Source organism: Rhizobium sp. P1_C7, from assembly GCF_056406295.1.
Window position 1 is genome coordinate 46,315 of sequence record NZ_JBFUAL010000021.1, and the last position, 14,834, is coordinate 61,148.

The 14,834-nt window shown below is 60.4% G+C and carries 14 protein-coding genes and 1 pseudogene; 9 read left to right on the top strand and 6 right to left on the bottom strand.

All coding sequences use genetic code 11. From position 1 onward, the window contains the following. Window positions 1-3 precede the first annotated feature (3 nt). From AC1D2R_RS25545 to gabD, 3 genes are all read left to right on the top strand, one after another. Window positions 4-1,089, top strand: a complete 1,086-nt coding sequence (locus AC1D2R_RS25545) for an ABC transporter ATP-binding protein (protein ID WP_477971736.1) — start codon at window positions 4-6, stop codon at window positions 1,087-1,089. Between the two features lie 13 nt (window positions 1,090-1,102). After that, entirely contained in the window at window positions 1,103-1,849 is a 747-nt protein-coding gene (locus tag AC1D2R_RS25550) for a ThuA domain-containing protein (protein ID WP_477971738.1), read from the top strand. A gap of 199 nt (window positions 1,850-2,048) precedes the next feature. Beyond that, window positions 2,049-3,503, top strand: coding sequence for an NADP-dependent succinate-semialdehyde dehydrogenase (gene gabD / locus AC1D2R_RS25555; RefSeq protein WP_477971740.1), 1,455 nt, complete (start codon window positions 2,049-2,051; stop codon window positions 3,501-3,503). Between the two features lie 77 nt (window positions 3,504-3,580). On the opposite strand, the pseudogene AC1D2R_RS25560 reads toward gabD, so the two are convergent. Together AC1D2R_RS25560 and AC1D2R_RS25565 are read right to left on the bottom strand one after the other, a co-directional pair. Continuing rightward, window positions 3,581-3,742: pseudogene (locus AC1D2R_RS25560) on the bottom strand (histidinol dehydrogenase); the annotation flags it as partial. A gap of 149 nt (window positions 3,743-3,891) precedes the next feature. Next, window positions 3,892-4,971: a LacI family DNA-binding transcriptional regulator gene (locus tag AC1D2R_RS25565; RefSeq protein WP_477971742.1), complete on the bottom strand. Its 1,080-nt coding sequence runs from the start codon at window positions 4,969-4,971 to the stop codon at window positions 3,892-3,894. 161 nt (window positions 4,972-5,132) lie between these two features. On the opposite strand from AC1D2R_RS25565, the gene AC1D2R_RS25570 reads away from it, so the two are divergent. The 4 genes from AC1D2R_RS25570 to AC1D2R_RS25585 all read left to right on the top strand — a co-directional run bounded on the left by AC1D2R_RS25570 (window position 5,133) and on the right by AC1D2R_RS25585 (window position 9,686). Then, the gene (locus AC1D2R_RS25570; protein ID WP_477971744.1) at window positions 5,133-6,116 is read left to right on the top strand and encodes an ABC transporter substrate-binding protein; all 984 of its coding nucleotides are present in this window, start codon (window positions 5,133-5,135) and stop codon (window positions 6,114-6,116) included. 81 nt (window positions 6,117-6,197) lie between these two features. After that, entirely contained in the window at window positions 6,198-7,691 is a 1,494-nt protein-coding gene (locus AC1D2R_RS25575) for a sugar ABC transporter ATP-binding protein (RefSeq protein WP_477971746.1), read from the top strand. Between the two features lies 1 nt (window position 7,692). Further along, the gene (locus AC1D2R_RS25580) at window positions 7,693-8,691 is read left to right on the top strand and encodes an ABC transporter permease (RefSeq protein ID WP_477971748.1); all 999 of its coding nucleotides are present in this window, start codon (window positions 7,693-7,695) and stop codon (window positions 8,689-8,691) included. 11 nt (window positions 8,692-8,702) lie between these two features. Then, the gene (locus AC1D2R_RS25585; protein WP_477971750.1) at window positions 8,703-9,686 is read left to right on the top strand and encodes an ABC transporter permease; all 984 of its coding nucleotides are present in this window, start codon (window positions 8,703-8,705) and stop codon (window positions 9,684-9,686) included. On the opposite strand, the gene AC1D2R_RS25590 is transcribed toward AC1D2R_RS25585, so the two are convergent. Next, window positions 9,683-10,408, bottom strand: a complete 726-nt coding sequence (locus AC1D2R_RS25590; RefSeq protein ID WP_477971752.1) for an SDR family oxidoreductase — start codon at window positions 10,406-10,408, stop codon at window positions 9,683-9,685. The genes AC1D2R_RS25585 and AC1D2R_RS25590 overlap by 4 nt on opposite strands. A 438-nt stretch (window positions 10,409-10,846) precedes the next feature. Between AC1D2R_RS25590 and AC1D2R_RS25595 the strand changes: the two genes are divergently transcribed. Next, a complete protein-coding gene (locus AC1D2R_RS25595) occupies window positions 10,847-11,374 on the top strand; it encodes a hypothetical protein (RefSeq protein WP_477971754.1) in 528 nt (175 codons plus the stop codon). 20 nt (window positions 11,375-11,394) lie between these two features. Here the strand turns inward: AC1D2R_RS25595 and AC1D2R_RS25600 are convergent, their stop codons facing one another. The 3 genes from AC1D2R_RS25600 to AC1D2R_RS25610 form a co-directional block, all read right to left on the bottom strand. Further along, window positions 11,395-12,138 carry a hydrogen peroxide-inducible genes activator gene (locus AC1D2R_RS25600; protein WP_477971756.1) on the bottom strand — a complete coding sequence of 248 codons (744 nt, stop codon included), beginning with the start codon at window positions 12,136-12,138 and terminating at the stop codon, window positions 11,395-11,397. A 105-nt stretch (window positions 12,139-12,243) separates the two neighbouring features. Further along, entirely contained in the window at window positions 12,244-12,807 is a 564-nt protein-coding gene (gene ahpC, locus AC1D2R_RS25605) for an alkyl hydroperoxide reductase subunit C (RefSeq protein ID WP_477971758.1), read from the bottom strand. A 284-nt stretch (window positions 12,808-13,091) separates the two neighbouring features. Then, entirely contained in the window at window positions 13,092-13,796 is a 705-nt protein-coding gene (locus AC1D2R_RS25610) for an SDR family oxidoreductase (RefSeq protein WP_477971760.1), read from the bottom strand. A 128-nt stretch (window positions 13,797-13,924) separates the two neighbouring features. Here AC1D2R_RS25610 and AC1D2R_RS25615 point away from each other — a divergent pair, with 128 nt between their 5' ends. Further along, window positions 13,925-14,818, top strand: a complete 894-nt coding sequence (locus AC1D2R_RS25615) for a LysR substrate-binding domain-containing protein (RefSeq protein WP_477971762.1) — start codon at window positions 13,925-13,927, stop codon at window positions 14,816-14,818. Window positions 14,819-14,834: the final 16 nt, after the last annotated feature.

The window sequence follows — 14,834 nt, forward strand, 5'->3', positions numbered from 1 at the left end:
ACGATGATCAATCTCAACAACGTTCGCAAATTCTACGGTGCGCTGGAGGTCATCAAGGGCGTCGACATCACCGTCGAGGACGGCGAATTCGCGGTGTTCGTCGGCCCATCCGGCTGCGGCAAGTCCACGCTTCTGCGCATGATCGCGGGCCTCGAGGGGATAGACGACGGTGATCTCATTCTGAATGGCCGACGCATCAACGACGTGCCGCCGGACAAGCGCGGCATCGCCATGGTGTTCCAGTCCTACGCCCTTTATCCGCACATGACGGTTGCACAGAATATCGGCTTTTCGCTGAGCCTGAAGAAGGTACCGGAAGCGGACATTCGGAAGCAGGTGGAGGGTGTGGCCGAGATTCTGCAGCTGACCGACTATCTCGATCGCCGGCCCGCGGCCCTCTCCGGTGGCCAAAGGCAGCGTGTCGCGATCGGCCGGGCGATCATCAAGAAGCCGTCGCTGATCCTGTTTGACGAACCGCTCTCCAATCTCGATTCCGCTCTGCGCGTTCAGATGCGCGCAGAATTGCAGCGCCTGCACCGGGAGCTGAAAGCAACGGTCGTTTATGTCACCCACGACCAGGTCGAGGCCATGACCATGGCCGACCGCATCGTCGTCCTGAACAAGGGGCTGGTCGCCCAACAGGGTGCGCCGATGGACCTTTACCATCGGCCTGACAATGAGTTCGTCGCGACCTTTATAGGCTCGCCGCGGATGAACACCATTCCGGTGACGATCACCAGGCCGCAAGCCGGAGAACTGCGCGCGCAAAGCCCGATCGGCCTTGCGTTGGACCTCGCAGATGCAACCGGTGCGGTGCCGCAAGGTGAGGCCACGCTCGGCATTCGGCCCGAGCACTTCAGGATCGCACCCGACGGACAAGGCAACTTCACCGCCGACGTTGTCATCGTCGAGCGCCTCGGCGTCGAAACCTACATGACCGTCGGCTCGCAGGAGCAGCCGATCGTCGTGCGTGCGGAGGGTGACGTTGCCGTACGACCCGGCGACCGCGTCTCCCTCACCGCAGATACGTCCGCCTGCCACCTGTTCGATTCCGCAGGACGGGTTATCCGCCAGGCCCAAGCTTCATAACATCGAGGATATCATGACAATCAAGGTCACCATCTGGAACGAGGGACGCCACGAGCAACTGCACAAGGAAGTGCAGGAGATTTACCCCGACCGCATCGACGGCGCAATTGCCGCCGGCATTGCGCATCCCGACTTCGAGATCCGCCGCGGGACGCTCGACGACCCGCACGAAGGTCTGCCCGACTCGGTCCTCAACGATACCGACGTGCTGCTCTGGTGGGGCCATATGGCCCATGACGATGTCAGCGACGGGCTGATCGACCGCGTGCAGCAGCGCGTGCTCAAGGGCATGGGGCTGCTGGTGCTGCACTCCGGCCACCACTCCAAGCTCTTCCGCCGCCTGATGGGCACGAATGCCAATCTCTCCTGGCGAGAGACGCCCGATGGAGACCTCGAACGGGTCTGGGTGGTCAATCCGTCGCATCCGATCGCCGAAGGCCTGCCGCCCTATTTCGAGGTCAACGCATCGGAGATGTACGGCGAACCCTTCGACATCCCCCAGCCCGACGAACTGGTGTTCATCTCCTGGTATTCAGGCGGCGAAGTCTTCCGCAGCGGCTGCACTTTCCAGCGCGGGCGCGGGCGCATCTTCTTCTTCAGCCCCGGCCACGAGACCTACCCGATCTACCACGACAAGACCATTCACAAGGTCATCTCGAACGGCATCCGCTGGGCAAAGCAGACGCATACCGACGGCCGCATCCTGGAGAACTGGCACCGGGCAGAGCCGATCCACGGCCGTCTGACAAAAAAGTCCTAGAAGTCGAGGTGCTTTTTACGATCAGACACGCTGGGCGCAAACGGGTTGGTTTGCGCCCAGGGAGGAACCGACCTGTTGTATTCCGTCGTCAAGCGGGCCAATTTGACATGACTGAAAAGGACGCCAAAATTTGCCTTTGACGTCGTTGGACACGGCCACCCGGCCAAGGTCCGGTGAATTCTCGCACAGGATGGATAATATGAACCTCAAAGACCCCACTCTCTTTCGCCAGGCAGCGCTCATCGGCGGCAGCTGGATCGAAGCCGATCCTGCCAATGCGATCGAGGTGACCAATCCTGCGACCGGCGAGATCATCGGCCGTGTTCCGAAGCTCGGTGGCAGGGAGACGAAAGCGGCGATCGAGGCCGCGCGCCTTGCCCAGAAGGGTTGGGCGGCGCGCACTGCCAAGGAGCGCGCTGGCATCCTTCGCAAGTGGTTCGAGTTGATGATCGAGAACAAGGACGATCTCGGCCGCATCCTGACGCTTGAGCAGGGCAAGCCGCTGGCCGAAGCAACCGGAGAGATCGTCTACGGCGCCAGCTTCATCGAGTGGTTCGCCGAAGAGGGCCGCCGCGTGTATGGCGATCTCATCCCGGGCCACCAGCCCGACAAGCGCATCATGGTGATGAAGCAGCCGATCGGCGTCGTGGCGGCAATCACGCCCTGGAATTTTCCGAATGCGATGATTACCCGCAAGGCCGGTCCGGCGTTTGCTGCCGGCTGCGCCATGGTGCTGAAGCCTGCCTCGCAGACGCCGTTCTCGGCAATTGCAATCGCGGTTCTGGCCGAGCGCGCCGGGCTGCCGAAGGGATTGTTTTCCGTCGTTACCGGCTCGGCGGCGGCCATCGGCGCAGAGATGACGGCGAACCCCACGGTTCGCAAGCTCACCTTCACCGGCTCCACCGAGGTCGGAGCCGAACTCTACAAGCAGAGTGCGCCGACGATCAAGAAACTGGGCCTCGAGCTCGGCGGCAATGCGCCTTTCATCGTCTTCGACGATGCAGATCTGGACGCCGCCGTGGAAGGCGCGCTGATAGCCAAGTTTCGCAACAACGGCCAGACCTGCGTCTGCGCCAACCGGCTCTACGTGCAGGAGGGCGTCTATGAGGCCTTCTCGCAGAAGCTCGGCGCAGCGGTCGGCAAGCTCAAAACGGGTAACGGCTTCGACGAGGGTGTCATCCTCGGACCTTTGATCGACAAGCCGGCGCTGGAAAAAGTCGAGGAGCACGTGGCCGACGCGCTCGCCAAGGGCGCAAGCGTGGTAAAGGGAGGCAATCGGCACGCGCTGGGTGGCACCTTCTACGAGGCAACGGTGCTGGTCAATGTGACCAGAGAGATGGCCGTTGCGCGCGAAGAGACCTTTGGGCCAGTGGCGCCGCTCTTCCGGTTCAAGGACGAGGCTGACGTCATCGAACAGGCCAACGACACCGAGTTCGGGCTCGCCTCCTACTTCTACGCCAAGGATCTGGCCCGTGTCTTCCGGGTGGCCGAGGCGCTTGAATATGGAATGGTTGGGGTCAACACCGGCCTGATCTCGACGGCCGAGGCGCCGTTTGGCGGCGTCAAGCTGTCGGGCCTTGGCCGCGAGGGCTCGCGCTACGGCATCGAGGAATTCACCGAGATCAAATATGTCTGCCTCGGTGGGATTGGCTGAAGATTTGGCTCGTCCACAGTCGGCTCACAAGCCGAGACAGTCGGACGGTGTACCCGCCCGACTGCAAACCCTGCGTCTCAGGCGTCGGTCTTCAGGCGCAACAGCCTGCGATGGCCTTCCATTCCTTCCGTCGCACTCTGCCGCACAGCCAGGGCAACGCCACGCTCGTAAAGCCACTGATGCGTGCAGATCTTCACATAGGAGCCAACCCACAGGCCACCAGTGCAGCGGCCGGCAGCCTCAGGTGCGATTAGACCAGCCTCGCGTGTCAGGGCAGACACCATCTTTCGCCCGTTCTGGTAAAAATGCTGCGGCACCAATCACACGCTGCCGACAATGCATACGCGACGTCAGCCGCTAGCCGGGGCGAGAACCGTATGACAAACGTTTACGCTTTCGGCTGCGGTCTCGACGTCGAGCTTCTGACGACGAGCGGACCGTCGACCTTGATGGTCATAGGTCGCAACGCCTTGTCATGGACGGCCATGTCGATCAGCGTCTCGGCTGCTTTCTGCCCCATTTCATAGTTCGGCAGAACCAGTGTCGAGAGTGGCGGATGCGTGTAGCGGGCGAGTTCCTGGTCGTCGTACCCCATGACGGAAACATCCTGAGGCACGCGAAGGCCTTTTTCAGCTGCGGCCTCCATGACGCCGATGGCCATCAGGTCGTTGCCGCAAAGGATAGCTGTGGGTGGATTGGGTATGGAGAGCAATTCCAACCCGGCTTCATAGCCCCTGAGCGGCAGCCAATCGCCGTCGCGTACAAGGCTCTCGTCGAAGGCGACATCAACGGTTGCCAGCGCCTGCTTGTAACCCTTGAGGCGATCGATCGCGGCATCCATCCACGATTCGCCGTTGATGAAGCCGATGCGCCGGTGCCCGAGAGACGTCAGGTGCGCTGTTGCGGAAAATCCGCCGGCAACCTCCCCAGGAACGATCGCCATGTGCTGACGCGGTTCGGCGTAGCAATTCAACAGCACCGTCGGAACGTTTCGCAGCTGATCGGGCACATGAACCTTGCGGGTGAAAATCGTCGCGTAGATGACGCCAACGATCGTCGGGTCGCGCAATATCGAGCGCAGCACCGCCTCCTCAAGATCGGGATTGGAACGGGTCGCATAGGCGGAAACCAGAAAACCCTGCTCGAAGGCATAGTCACGTACGCCGTCAAGACTGACGACAGGATGCGGGCTGGTGGAGATTTCATCGACGACAAAGGCGATGGTGTCCTTTTCTACCGCGGCCTCCGAGGAAGGCTCGTGTCGAACACTTGGTAATTTATAACCAATTTTATTAGCAGCTTCCCGAACCTTCGCCTGGGTATCGGGTGAGATGCGAGATCCAGACATCTCGTTGAGAACGAGAGAGACACTGGACTGGGAGACCCCGGCTATCTTGGCAATATCGGTCATTGTCGGTCGGGTTTTCCCGCTTCTGCGGCCAGTATCTCGGCCGTTATTCTTCCCCATTCCGCTCCTCCGAGATTGCTGCGCCGCAACCGAACATATTGCAAGTGCTCATAAAATGACGCTTGACTGCTAATATTATTAGCGACAGTATCGCCTCATGTGAAGCACTTATCGCTCACTGCCGGTGGAGGCTACCGGAAAATTTGGGAGGAGAAACTGAGATGCCCGCATTCTCACGTCGCACATTCATGCTAGCTGCAACCGCACTCGGCGCGATCGCCGCCGCCGGAACCACTGCCATGGCGGAGGTTCCGAAGCTCAAGCAGAAGGAAAAGTACAAGGTCGGCTTTGCGCAGACCGAATCCAACAATCCGTGGCGCATAGCGCAGACAAACAGCATGAAGGAAACGGCAGAAAAGCTTGGCTACCAGCTTGTCTACACCGATGCTGCCGGTTCAGCTGCCAAGCAGGTTGCCGACGTCAACTCGATGATCGCCCAGGGCGTGGACGTCATCTTCCTTGCTCCGCGCGAAGAAAAGCCGCTTATCCCCGCTGTCATGGCAGCCAAGAAGGCCGGCATTCCGGTCATCCTGCTTGACCGCAGCGTCGATCCGAAGCTCGCAAAGGCCGGTCAGGACTACCTGACCTTCATCGGCTCGGACTTCATCAAGGAGGGCCAGCGCGTTGCCGAATGGCTGGCAAAGAACGCCAACGGCAAGACGAAGATCATCGAACTCGAGGGAACGACCGGTTCGTCGCCAGCAAACGACCGCAAGAAGGGCTTCGACGATGCGATCAAGGCCGCAGGCGGCTTTGAGATCGTGGCCTCGCAGTCGGGTGACTTCGCACGCGACAAGGGCCGCCAGGTTGCCGAAGCCCTGCTCCAGGCTCATCCTGACGCAACCGTCGTCTACGCGCACAACGATGAGATGGCTATCGGCGCGATTTCAGCCATCGAAGCCGCCGGCAAGGTGCCAGGCAAGGACATTCTTGTCCTGTCGATCGATGGTGGCAAGGAAGCCGTTCAGGCCGTCGTCGACGGCAAGATCGGCGCCGTCGTGGAGTGCAATCCGCGCTTCGGACCGAAGGCTTTCGCGACCATGGCCCGCTACGCCAAGGGCGAAAAAATCGAGCCCTGGGTGATCAACGACGACAAGTTCTACGACGGCACGAATGCGAAAGCAGAGCTGTCGAGCGCGTACTGATCCTTAAGGCGGACCGTCCCGGCCGGAGTGGCTCAGCCACGCCGGCCGGCATTCCATTGCAATAAAAAGAGGTGGATCGGCATGCTGCTATCCATGCAGGGAGTTTCCAAGTCCTTCGCCGGAATTGCCGCCTTGCGATCGGCTTCGCTGGAAATCGCCGCCGGTGAGATCATGGCGCTGGTCGGCCAGAACGGGGCCGGGAAGTCGACCTTGATCAAGATCCTGACGGGCGCCTACCAGCGCGACGAGGGCACCATCCGGCTCGATGGGCAGGATGTATCCTTCTCGTCGCCGGCCGAAAGCCAGGCTGCGGGAATCGCCACGATCTACCAGGAAATCAACCTGGCGCCGCAGCGCTCGGTCGCCGAGAATATCTTCCTGTCGCGCGAACCGCGAAAATTCGGCTTCCTCGACCGTCGCGCGATGCGCAATGGGGCGCGCAAGGTTTTGCAGACCTTCAAACTGGATATCGATGTCGATCTGCCGGTGTCGCGCTTCAGCGCGGCAACGCGACAGATGGTGTCGATTGCCCGTGCGGTTACGCAAAGCGCTCGGCTGCTGATTATGGATGAACCGACATCGTCGCTCGACGAGCGCGAGGTCGCCGTCCTGTTCGAGACAATCCGCATGCTGCGCACGAATGGGGTCGCCGTCATTTTTATCGGCCACCGGCTCGACGAGCTCTACGCGATCTGCGACCGGGTTACGGTCATGCGGGACGGCCAGACCGTTGCTGTCAGCGCCATGAAGGACATTCCGAAAATGGAGCTCGTGCGCCATATGCTCGGGCGGGAGCTTGCAGCTTTCGAAGCCTTGAGTCGCGACAAGGATCGCGGAGCCGAACGGCCCGTGCGCCTTCAGCTTGAAAACGTCGGTTCGGGCCTGCGCGTACGCGATGTCAGCCTCACCATTCGCGAGGGCGAGATATCGGGGCTGGCGGGACTTTTGGGGTCGGGCCGCACGGAAACCGCCCGCATCATCTTTGGCGTCGACCGGATCGAACGCGGAGCCATGCGGTTTGCCGGCGCAGAACGGCACTATCGGGAGCCCGCCGCCGCCATCGCCGATGGCATCGGCCTGGTGTCTGAAGACCGCAAGTTGGAGGGGATTATCCCTGATATGAGCATTCGCGAGAACATGACGCTCGCACTCCTGCCAAAACTCAAGAAGGCTGGCATCGTTGACCGCGCACGCCAGGACGAGATTGTGAGGCGCTTCATAGCCGCGCTCGGCGTCAAGTGCGCCTCGCCCGACCAGCCGATCAAGGAACTGTCGGGTGGCAACCAGCAGAAGGTGCTCCTGGCCAGATGGCTTTGCACCGACCCGCGCATCCTGATCGTCGATGAACCGACCCGTGGCATTGATATCGGCGCAAAGTCGGAAATCCTCAGGCTATTGCGCAGTCTGGCGGACGAGGGTCTCAGCGTATTGATGATCTCCTCCGAACTGGAAGAGCTATTGGCAGCTGCCGACCGTGTCACCGTGCTGAGCGACGGGATGTCCGTCGCGGTACTGCCGCGCCAGGAGCTCTCGGAGCAGTCACTGCTGGCAGCAATGGCGCATCAGGTAGATTGACATGACCATCACCGACACATCCCTCAAGGCTGGCGCATCAAAGGTTTCGGCAATGCAGATCGCCAGCCGATACGGCACCTTCGTCGCTTTCCTGTTGCTGATCGCGTTCAACGTCGTGGTAACGCCGAATTTCCTCTCCTGGCAGACACTCAACGTCAACCTCACCCAGGTCGCGACAATCGTCATCGTCGCCTCGGGCATGACGCTGGTGATCGCAACCGGCGGCATCGATCTGTCCGTCGGATCTCTCATGGCAATTTCCGGCGCAATCGCACCGATGATCTTTCTCGGAACGCTGGTGCCGATCGACGACCCGGCGCTTGCTGTCGGGCTGGCCTTCGTCGTTCCCGTCGTCGTCGCAATGCTCTTTGGCTGGTTCAACGGCTTTCTTGTCACGCATTTCGCCATCCAGCCGATCGTTGCGACCCTGGTTCTCTTCATCGCCGGGCGCGGTATCGCGCAGGTCATGACGAACGGCAACCTGCAGGTCTTCAAGAACCCGGCCTTTCAGTTCATCGCCCTTGGCCATATTGGCGGGGTCCCGGCGCAGGTTGTGCTGATGGTGATCGTCTCGTTGCTCGCCTATTGCCTTGTCCGCTTCACCGTAATCGGTCGCCAGATCATTGCAGTCGGTGGCAACGAGAAGGCGGCACGCTTGACAGGCATTCCTGTTAAGCGCGTCAAGACGCTCGTCTATGTGATCAGCGGCGCGCTCGCGGGCATTGCGGGCTTGGTCGTCGTCGCCCGAAATTCCGCCAGTGATGCCAATCTCGTCGGCATGGGTATGGAGCTTGACGCAATTGCTGCGGTTGCCGTGGGGGGATCTCTTTTGACCGGTGGCCGGGCAAACATATTCGGCACTCTGCTCGGGGCCTTCGTGATCCAGCTGGTGCGATATACGCTGCTCGCCAACGGTGTACCGGATGCGGCTGCACTGATCGTCAAGGCCGGGCTCATCGTGATTGCAGTCTTCATCCAGCAGCGCGCCGACAACTCGTGAGGTCCAGCCACATGTTCTCTCTCATCCTCAGACCTCTGGCACCGAAATCTTCCGGCGATCTGGCCCGTCTCGGCGTGCTGATCGCCCTTGCTGGCCTGCTTGTCTTCGGTGCACTTCGCTATGACAATTTCATTTCGTCGTTCAACGTCCTGAGTTTCCTGCGATACAATTCGATGTTTGCCCTGATCGCACTCGGCATGGCCTTCGTGATCATGACGGGCGGAATCGATCTTTCCGTTGGCGGCGTGGCAGCGCTTGCAAGCGTCGTCTCCGCTCTGCTCTCACCCTACGGGTGGGCGGCGGGCCTGGCTGGCGGCGTCGGTGCGGGGCTGTCGGTCGGCCTTGTCAACGGCTTCGTGATTACGCGGATGCGCATCCAGCCGTTCATCGCAACGCTCGCTGCCATGCTGGCCGCCTATGGGAGCGCGTTGCTCATAGCCGACAACCAGTCCGTTTCAGTCTCTTACGACACGGGGTTCGTCTCGATCGGTCAGGATGACTTGCTAGGGTTCCCGGTACCGGCCTGGATAGCGCTGGGTGCTTATGTCGTTGGCTGGATCTTCCTCGAACGGCATCCGTCAGGCCGCCATGTCCTGGCGATCGGCGATGGTCAACAGACTGCGACATTGATGGGCTTGAAGGTAGAGCGCACGCTTTTTGCGGTCTATGCCCTCTGCGGGCTGCTCGCCGGTCTTGCTGGCGTCATTCTGGCCTCTCAGTTCGGCGCCGGCCAACCAACCGAGGGCGTCGGCTGGGAACTCTTTGCCATTGCGTCTGTCGTCGTTGGCGGAACGCTGTTGGCTGGCGGATCCGGATCCGTGGGAGCGACACTTGCGGGCGTCCTGTTACTTGGCATGGTCTTCAACGTGCTCAACTTCGAAAACGGACTCGGCTGGATTTCGCTTTCCGCCTATTGGCAATCCGTCATTCGCGGCGCATTTCTGCTCATCGTGGTCGTGCTGCAGGCGCGCCTGACCGCAAGATCCGCGCCTTAGGAAACCGACAGCCCGCCATCGATCGGCAGCGAAACACCGTTGATCATGGAGGCCGCGTCGCTCAGCAAGAAGACTATGGCTTCCGCCACCTCATCTGGATCGATGAACCGACCGAGCGGAATGCGCGATTTCAAAGGAGCGGCCTTGGCGGGGTCACTCCATGCCAGCTCACCCATCGGGGTCAGGGTGACGGTGGGATTGACGCTATTGACCCGGATGCCGGATGGTCCGAGCTCTGCGGCAAGGACCCGTGTCAAGGCATCGAGGGCTGCCTTCGAAGCGCAATAGGCCGTGTGGTTTACCACGCCACGGCGTGCCGCGTCGCTGGAGACATTGACGATAGCACCCCCGATGCCACGCCGCAGCCAATCGCGTACTACGATCTGCGACAGCACCATCGGCGCTACGGTGTTGACGTTGAGAACACGATTGAAGTCCGAGAGCTCGCTTGAAACAAAAGACTGCAGGACGGTGGTGCCCGCACAATTGACCAGGAAGTCGACGGGAAGCGCAACGCTGACCATCGGCTCGATCGCCTCGATCTTTGCGAGGTCGATGCAGATTGCTTCGCATCCGATTTCAGAAATAAGTGTCGCAAGATCGTCTGGCGTGCGGGTAAGAGCCACGACCTTCGCGCCTCTTCCTGCGAGCATGACCGCGGTCGCCCGTCCTATGCCCTTGCCGGCACCGGTCACCAGCACGCGCTTTCCGTCCCAATTCATGAAAACTCGCTCCTCCAAGCGTCTTCAGGTACGAAGTACCATGCTTTCAGCGCCGCATGAATGGCCGCATGCAGCCGTCCAGCCAAAACGAAAAAGCCTGCCGCGGGAGGAGGTGCGGCAGGCTTTTCGAAAATAACCGAACAGCAGCTGGGAGGAGGAGTGCTGCTGTTCCCGCAAGCGCCCTCGGGAGGAGGATAAGGTCGCCTGCAAACACGAAGCTCTGCGGGAGGAGGTGCATCACTTCGATGGAACTAAGCATACAGACCGTTCGCCCAAATGATAGGCATGATTTTGCAGTACAGCTATGCGTTATGCGCGTGGCGCGCGGCTTAATGGCTGTATTCAGCATCCACAGCATCTGAGACGCAAATCAGTCGACACGCTTTGGTCGCGTCGTGTTTTCTGCTAACACGCCGCCGACGAAAAAAGGAATTGCAGATGACCGCGGCATTCTATCGGGACTACATTGTCGACCTGACGTTGAGGATCGATGATCTTCACACGGACCCTGACAGGTATCAGACATACGATCTGACGATGGAGCTGCTGGCGCAGCGCAACCTGGTCAGCTACACCATGAAAAGGCAGCGCGGCCAAACGGACAGTCTGTTCTATCGCCGCGACACGACAAACGACCAGGGTGCGCAGCTCCAGCAACACACGGCCTTTAAGCTGTTTGCGGGCTTTTTCGGTCTCGGCCAGTTTCTGGCCTCGACAGGACGCACCGATGGTCTTGGCGAGCAGGGATTTGCCGAGACGCTGACGGCGGATTGGCACTATCCGACATGTGCAGTGCACTTCACCTATCGGAAAAAAGGACATCCGCAGACAAGCTCGATGAAAATGCTCTTCGTCGGCTTGAACGGCGATGACGATGCCGCAGCCTACCAGCGTATGTTGGCGCGGGAGGATCTGCTGGTGCAGGACCGGCCTTTTTCATCACCGGTTCTGTGGGAATGGAAATGAACCGGGCCCGGTAGTGGCACCTAGTCGAGCGCGGGCGTCGATGCGGCAGCCAGCAGTCGCTGGGAGACATCACGCAACAGGACGGCAATCTCCGGGAGGAAGTGACGCATGGCGGATCCGTTCCGCCAGCAGATACAGACCTGACGACTTGGCGATGAATCAGTGAACCTCCGGAGCCTGATATTTCCGGAGCTGGAGGCAAGCGTGGCGAGCTCGGGCAGCAGCGTGATCCCGACATCGGCCCCAACCATCTGGCGAAGCGTCTCGAGGCTGGTGGCGCGAAATGATGCCCGCTCGCTGGCTCCCGCCAACCGGCAGACGTCCAGTGCCTGATCACGCAGGCAATGGCCTTCTTCCAGCAGCATCAGATTGTAGCCATTGAGATCGTCGAGCACGAGGGCCGTGCGCTTCGCCAGCGGGTGGGTCGCCGGTACCGCGAGCAGGAATCGCTCCGTAAACAGCACCTCTGTTGTCAGGCGCTCGTCGCTAACCGGCAGGGCAAGGATTGCAGCGTCCAGGTTGCCATCGTTGAGGCGCGACAGCAGGCTGTCGCTCTTTTCCTCGATCAGCAATGTTTCCAGACCGGGAAATGTTTCGCGGATCCGCGGAACGGCATGCGGCAGGAAATAGAGGGCGAGCGTCGGGAAGATGCCGAGGCGCAGCGTGCCTGCTTCGGGGTTGCGGCTTCGACGCGCGGCCGCCTTCATCTCCTCGACCTCAACCAGATAGGCTTTGAGCTGGGACTTCAGATTCTCGTCGAGCATGGAACACTCCGCAAAAAATAGATGGGCAATACCGCTTGGGTGCAGAATACGGCGGGCAACGACTGCCCAGCCCCGCTGAGAGTAGGGCAGCCTCTCATTGACGCGTCAGATCTTGCCGACGAGATGCAGGGACGGCGCAAGCGTCTTCTCGCCCTCTTCCCACTTCGCCGGGCAGACTTCGCCGGGATGGGCGCGGACGTACTGGGCTGCCTTGATCTTTCGCATCAGGTCTGCGGCGTTGCGGCCGATGCCTTCAGCCGTTACTTCCATGGCCTGAATGACACCGTCCGGATCGACGACGAAGGTGCCGCGGTCTGCAAGACCCTCGGATTCGCGCATGACGTCGAAGTTGCGGCTGATCGTGCCGGTCGGATCGCCGATCATCGTATATTGGATCTTCCCGATCGTCTCGGAGCTGTCGTGCCAAGCCTTGTGGGTGAAATGCGTGTCGGTGGAGACGGAGTAGACCTCCACGTCAAGGCGCTGGAGCTCGGCATAGTGATCGGCAACATCGCCGAGTTCAGTCGGGCAGACAAAGGTGAAATCAGCCGGGTAGAAGAAAAAGACAGCCCACTTGCCCTTGGTGTCGGCGTCGGTGACTTCAATGAATTTGCCCTGTCTGAAAGCCTGCGCTTTGAAGGGCTTAATGGATGTGTTGAAAAGGGACATGGCGACTCCTGTAAAATTGCTGCGAAGCGAAAAACCGCTTTCGCGCCGCAACATAAATGGAGGTCGGCGATAAATTGAAATAGATAAATTCTAAAACTTTGATAGGGAGCGCCTATCAATGGCAGCCTGTGGTTCGCGCGCCAAACCTGTTCGGCAACCGCTTTGCCAGCGGAGAATGAAGAATGGTCAGCCGGCTTCAGCGGTCTCCTTGAGGACAAGCCTCCAAGGACACCGGAGAGCCGGCTTCAGGCATGGCTGGACTATTCACTCGTGCTTGTCGGTGCCTAGACGGAACGTCCGAGACCGCCGTCGACCCGGATGTTCTGGCCGGTGATGTAGCCCGCACCCTCTGACGCGAGGAAGGCAACCGTCGCGGCGATCTCCTCGCTTTTGCCGTATCGCTGCATGGGTACAGCCTGGCGACGGTCCTCGGTTGCCGGCAGGCTGTCGATCCAGCCGGGCAGCACATTGTTCATCCGCACGTTATCGGCGGCGTAGGTGTCTGCAAAGATCTTGGTGTAGGAGGCAAGCCCCGCCCGGAACACGGCCGACGTCGGGAACATGGCGGAGGGCTCGAAAGCCCATGCCGTGGAGATGTTGATGATCGCGCCTGATTTCTGGGCCTGCATGATCGGCGTCACCAATCTCGCCGAGCGGATGACGTTCATCAGATAGATGTCCAGGGCCTTGTGCCAATCCTCGTCAGTGATGTCGAGAATTGGCGCACGGGGGCCGTGCCCAGCGCTGTTGACCAGCACATCAATTCGTCCCCATGCCTGCATTGCCTGATCGACCAGACGCCGGAGATCATCGTTCGACTGGTTGGAGCCCGTCACACCAACACCCTTGAGCTCGTTTGCCAGCGCTTCACCTTTGCCGGACGAGGACAGAACGGCGACCTTGAACCCGTCAGCTGCCAGACGGCGGGCCGCATCGGCGCCCATGCCGCTGCCGCCTGCTGTGACAAGTGCTACTTTTTCTACTGCCATGATCATTGCCTTCCGGTGAGCGCGTCGCAATCGACGCTTTGCTTTCAGTTAATCCCAAACATGATATCATTGTGACTTGGCCTGTTCGAGCCAATTCCCCTATCACTTGCCAGTAGAAATTCTATTGTATGACCAAGCCGCTTCATCGCCTTCCACCACTCAACGCCCTGCGTTGCTTCGAAGTGGCCGCACGCCACCTGAATTTCCGGCTCGCTGCAGAGGAGCTCGGTGTGACACAAGGCGCTGTCGCCCAGCAGGTGCGCGGATTGGAAGCCGAGCTTGGTTGCAAGTTGTTCAACCGCCTCCCGCGCGTGCTCGCTTTGACGGATGCCGGCCGAGCCTACGCGATCAGCATAAGACGTGCCTTCGAGTTGGTGGCCGAGGCAACGGCAACACTTCGGCCCGAGCCGTTTCGCGTGACCATAAGCGTCACGCCAACCTTCGCCTCCAAATGGCTGATGCCGCGCCTGCCAAATCTCTTGGCCACCCATCCGGAGCTCGATATGCGTATCCTTGCCACCGAGCGGATTTCGAATTTCCAGTCCGATGCCGTCGATATCGCGGTCCGCCTGGCACGACCTCCGTTCGATGCCGGACTGGTCGCCGATCTATTGTTCGAGCAGGACCTGGTGGCCGTGTGCAGTCCGGTTTTGCTACCCGCGGGAGGCGTTCTATCACCCGCTGAACTCGGCCGTTTCGTACTGCTGCACGATACGCACGATCAATGGCCGGCATTCATCGAGACGGTGCTCGCAAGCACGCCGTCACTTGCATCGAAAAGCGTGCGCTTCAATCACACCTCCTACGCAATCGAAGCGGCGATTGCGGGACAGGGGATGGCATTGGCCAGCAGTATCTTTGTCAACGAGGATATTGCCGCCGGACGGCTCGCACGCGCTTTCGACCAGACGATACGTGCGACCACGGACTTTTACGTGGTCGCTCCGCGCCAGCCTCAAAACGAACAATCGGTCGCCAAGGTTCGCGACTGGCTGTTGCGTCATGCACAAACAGCGCCCTGAGGGCGGCCCTCCAACC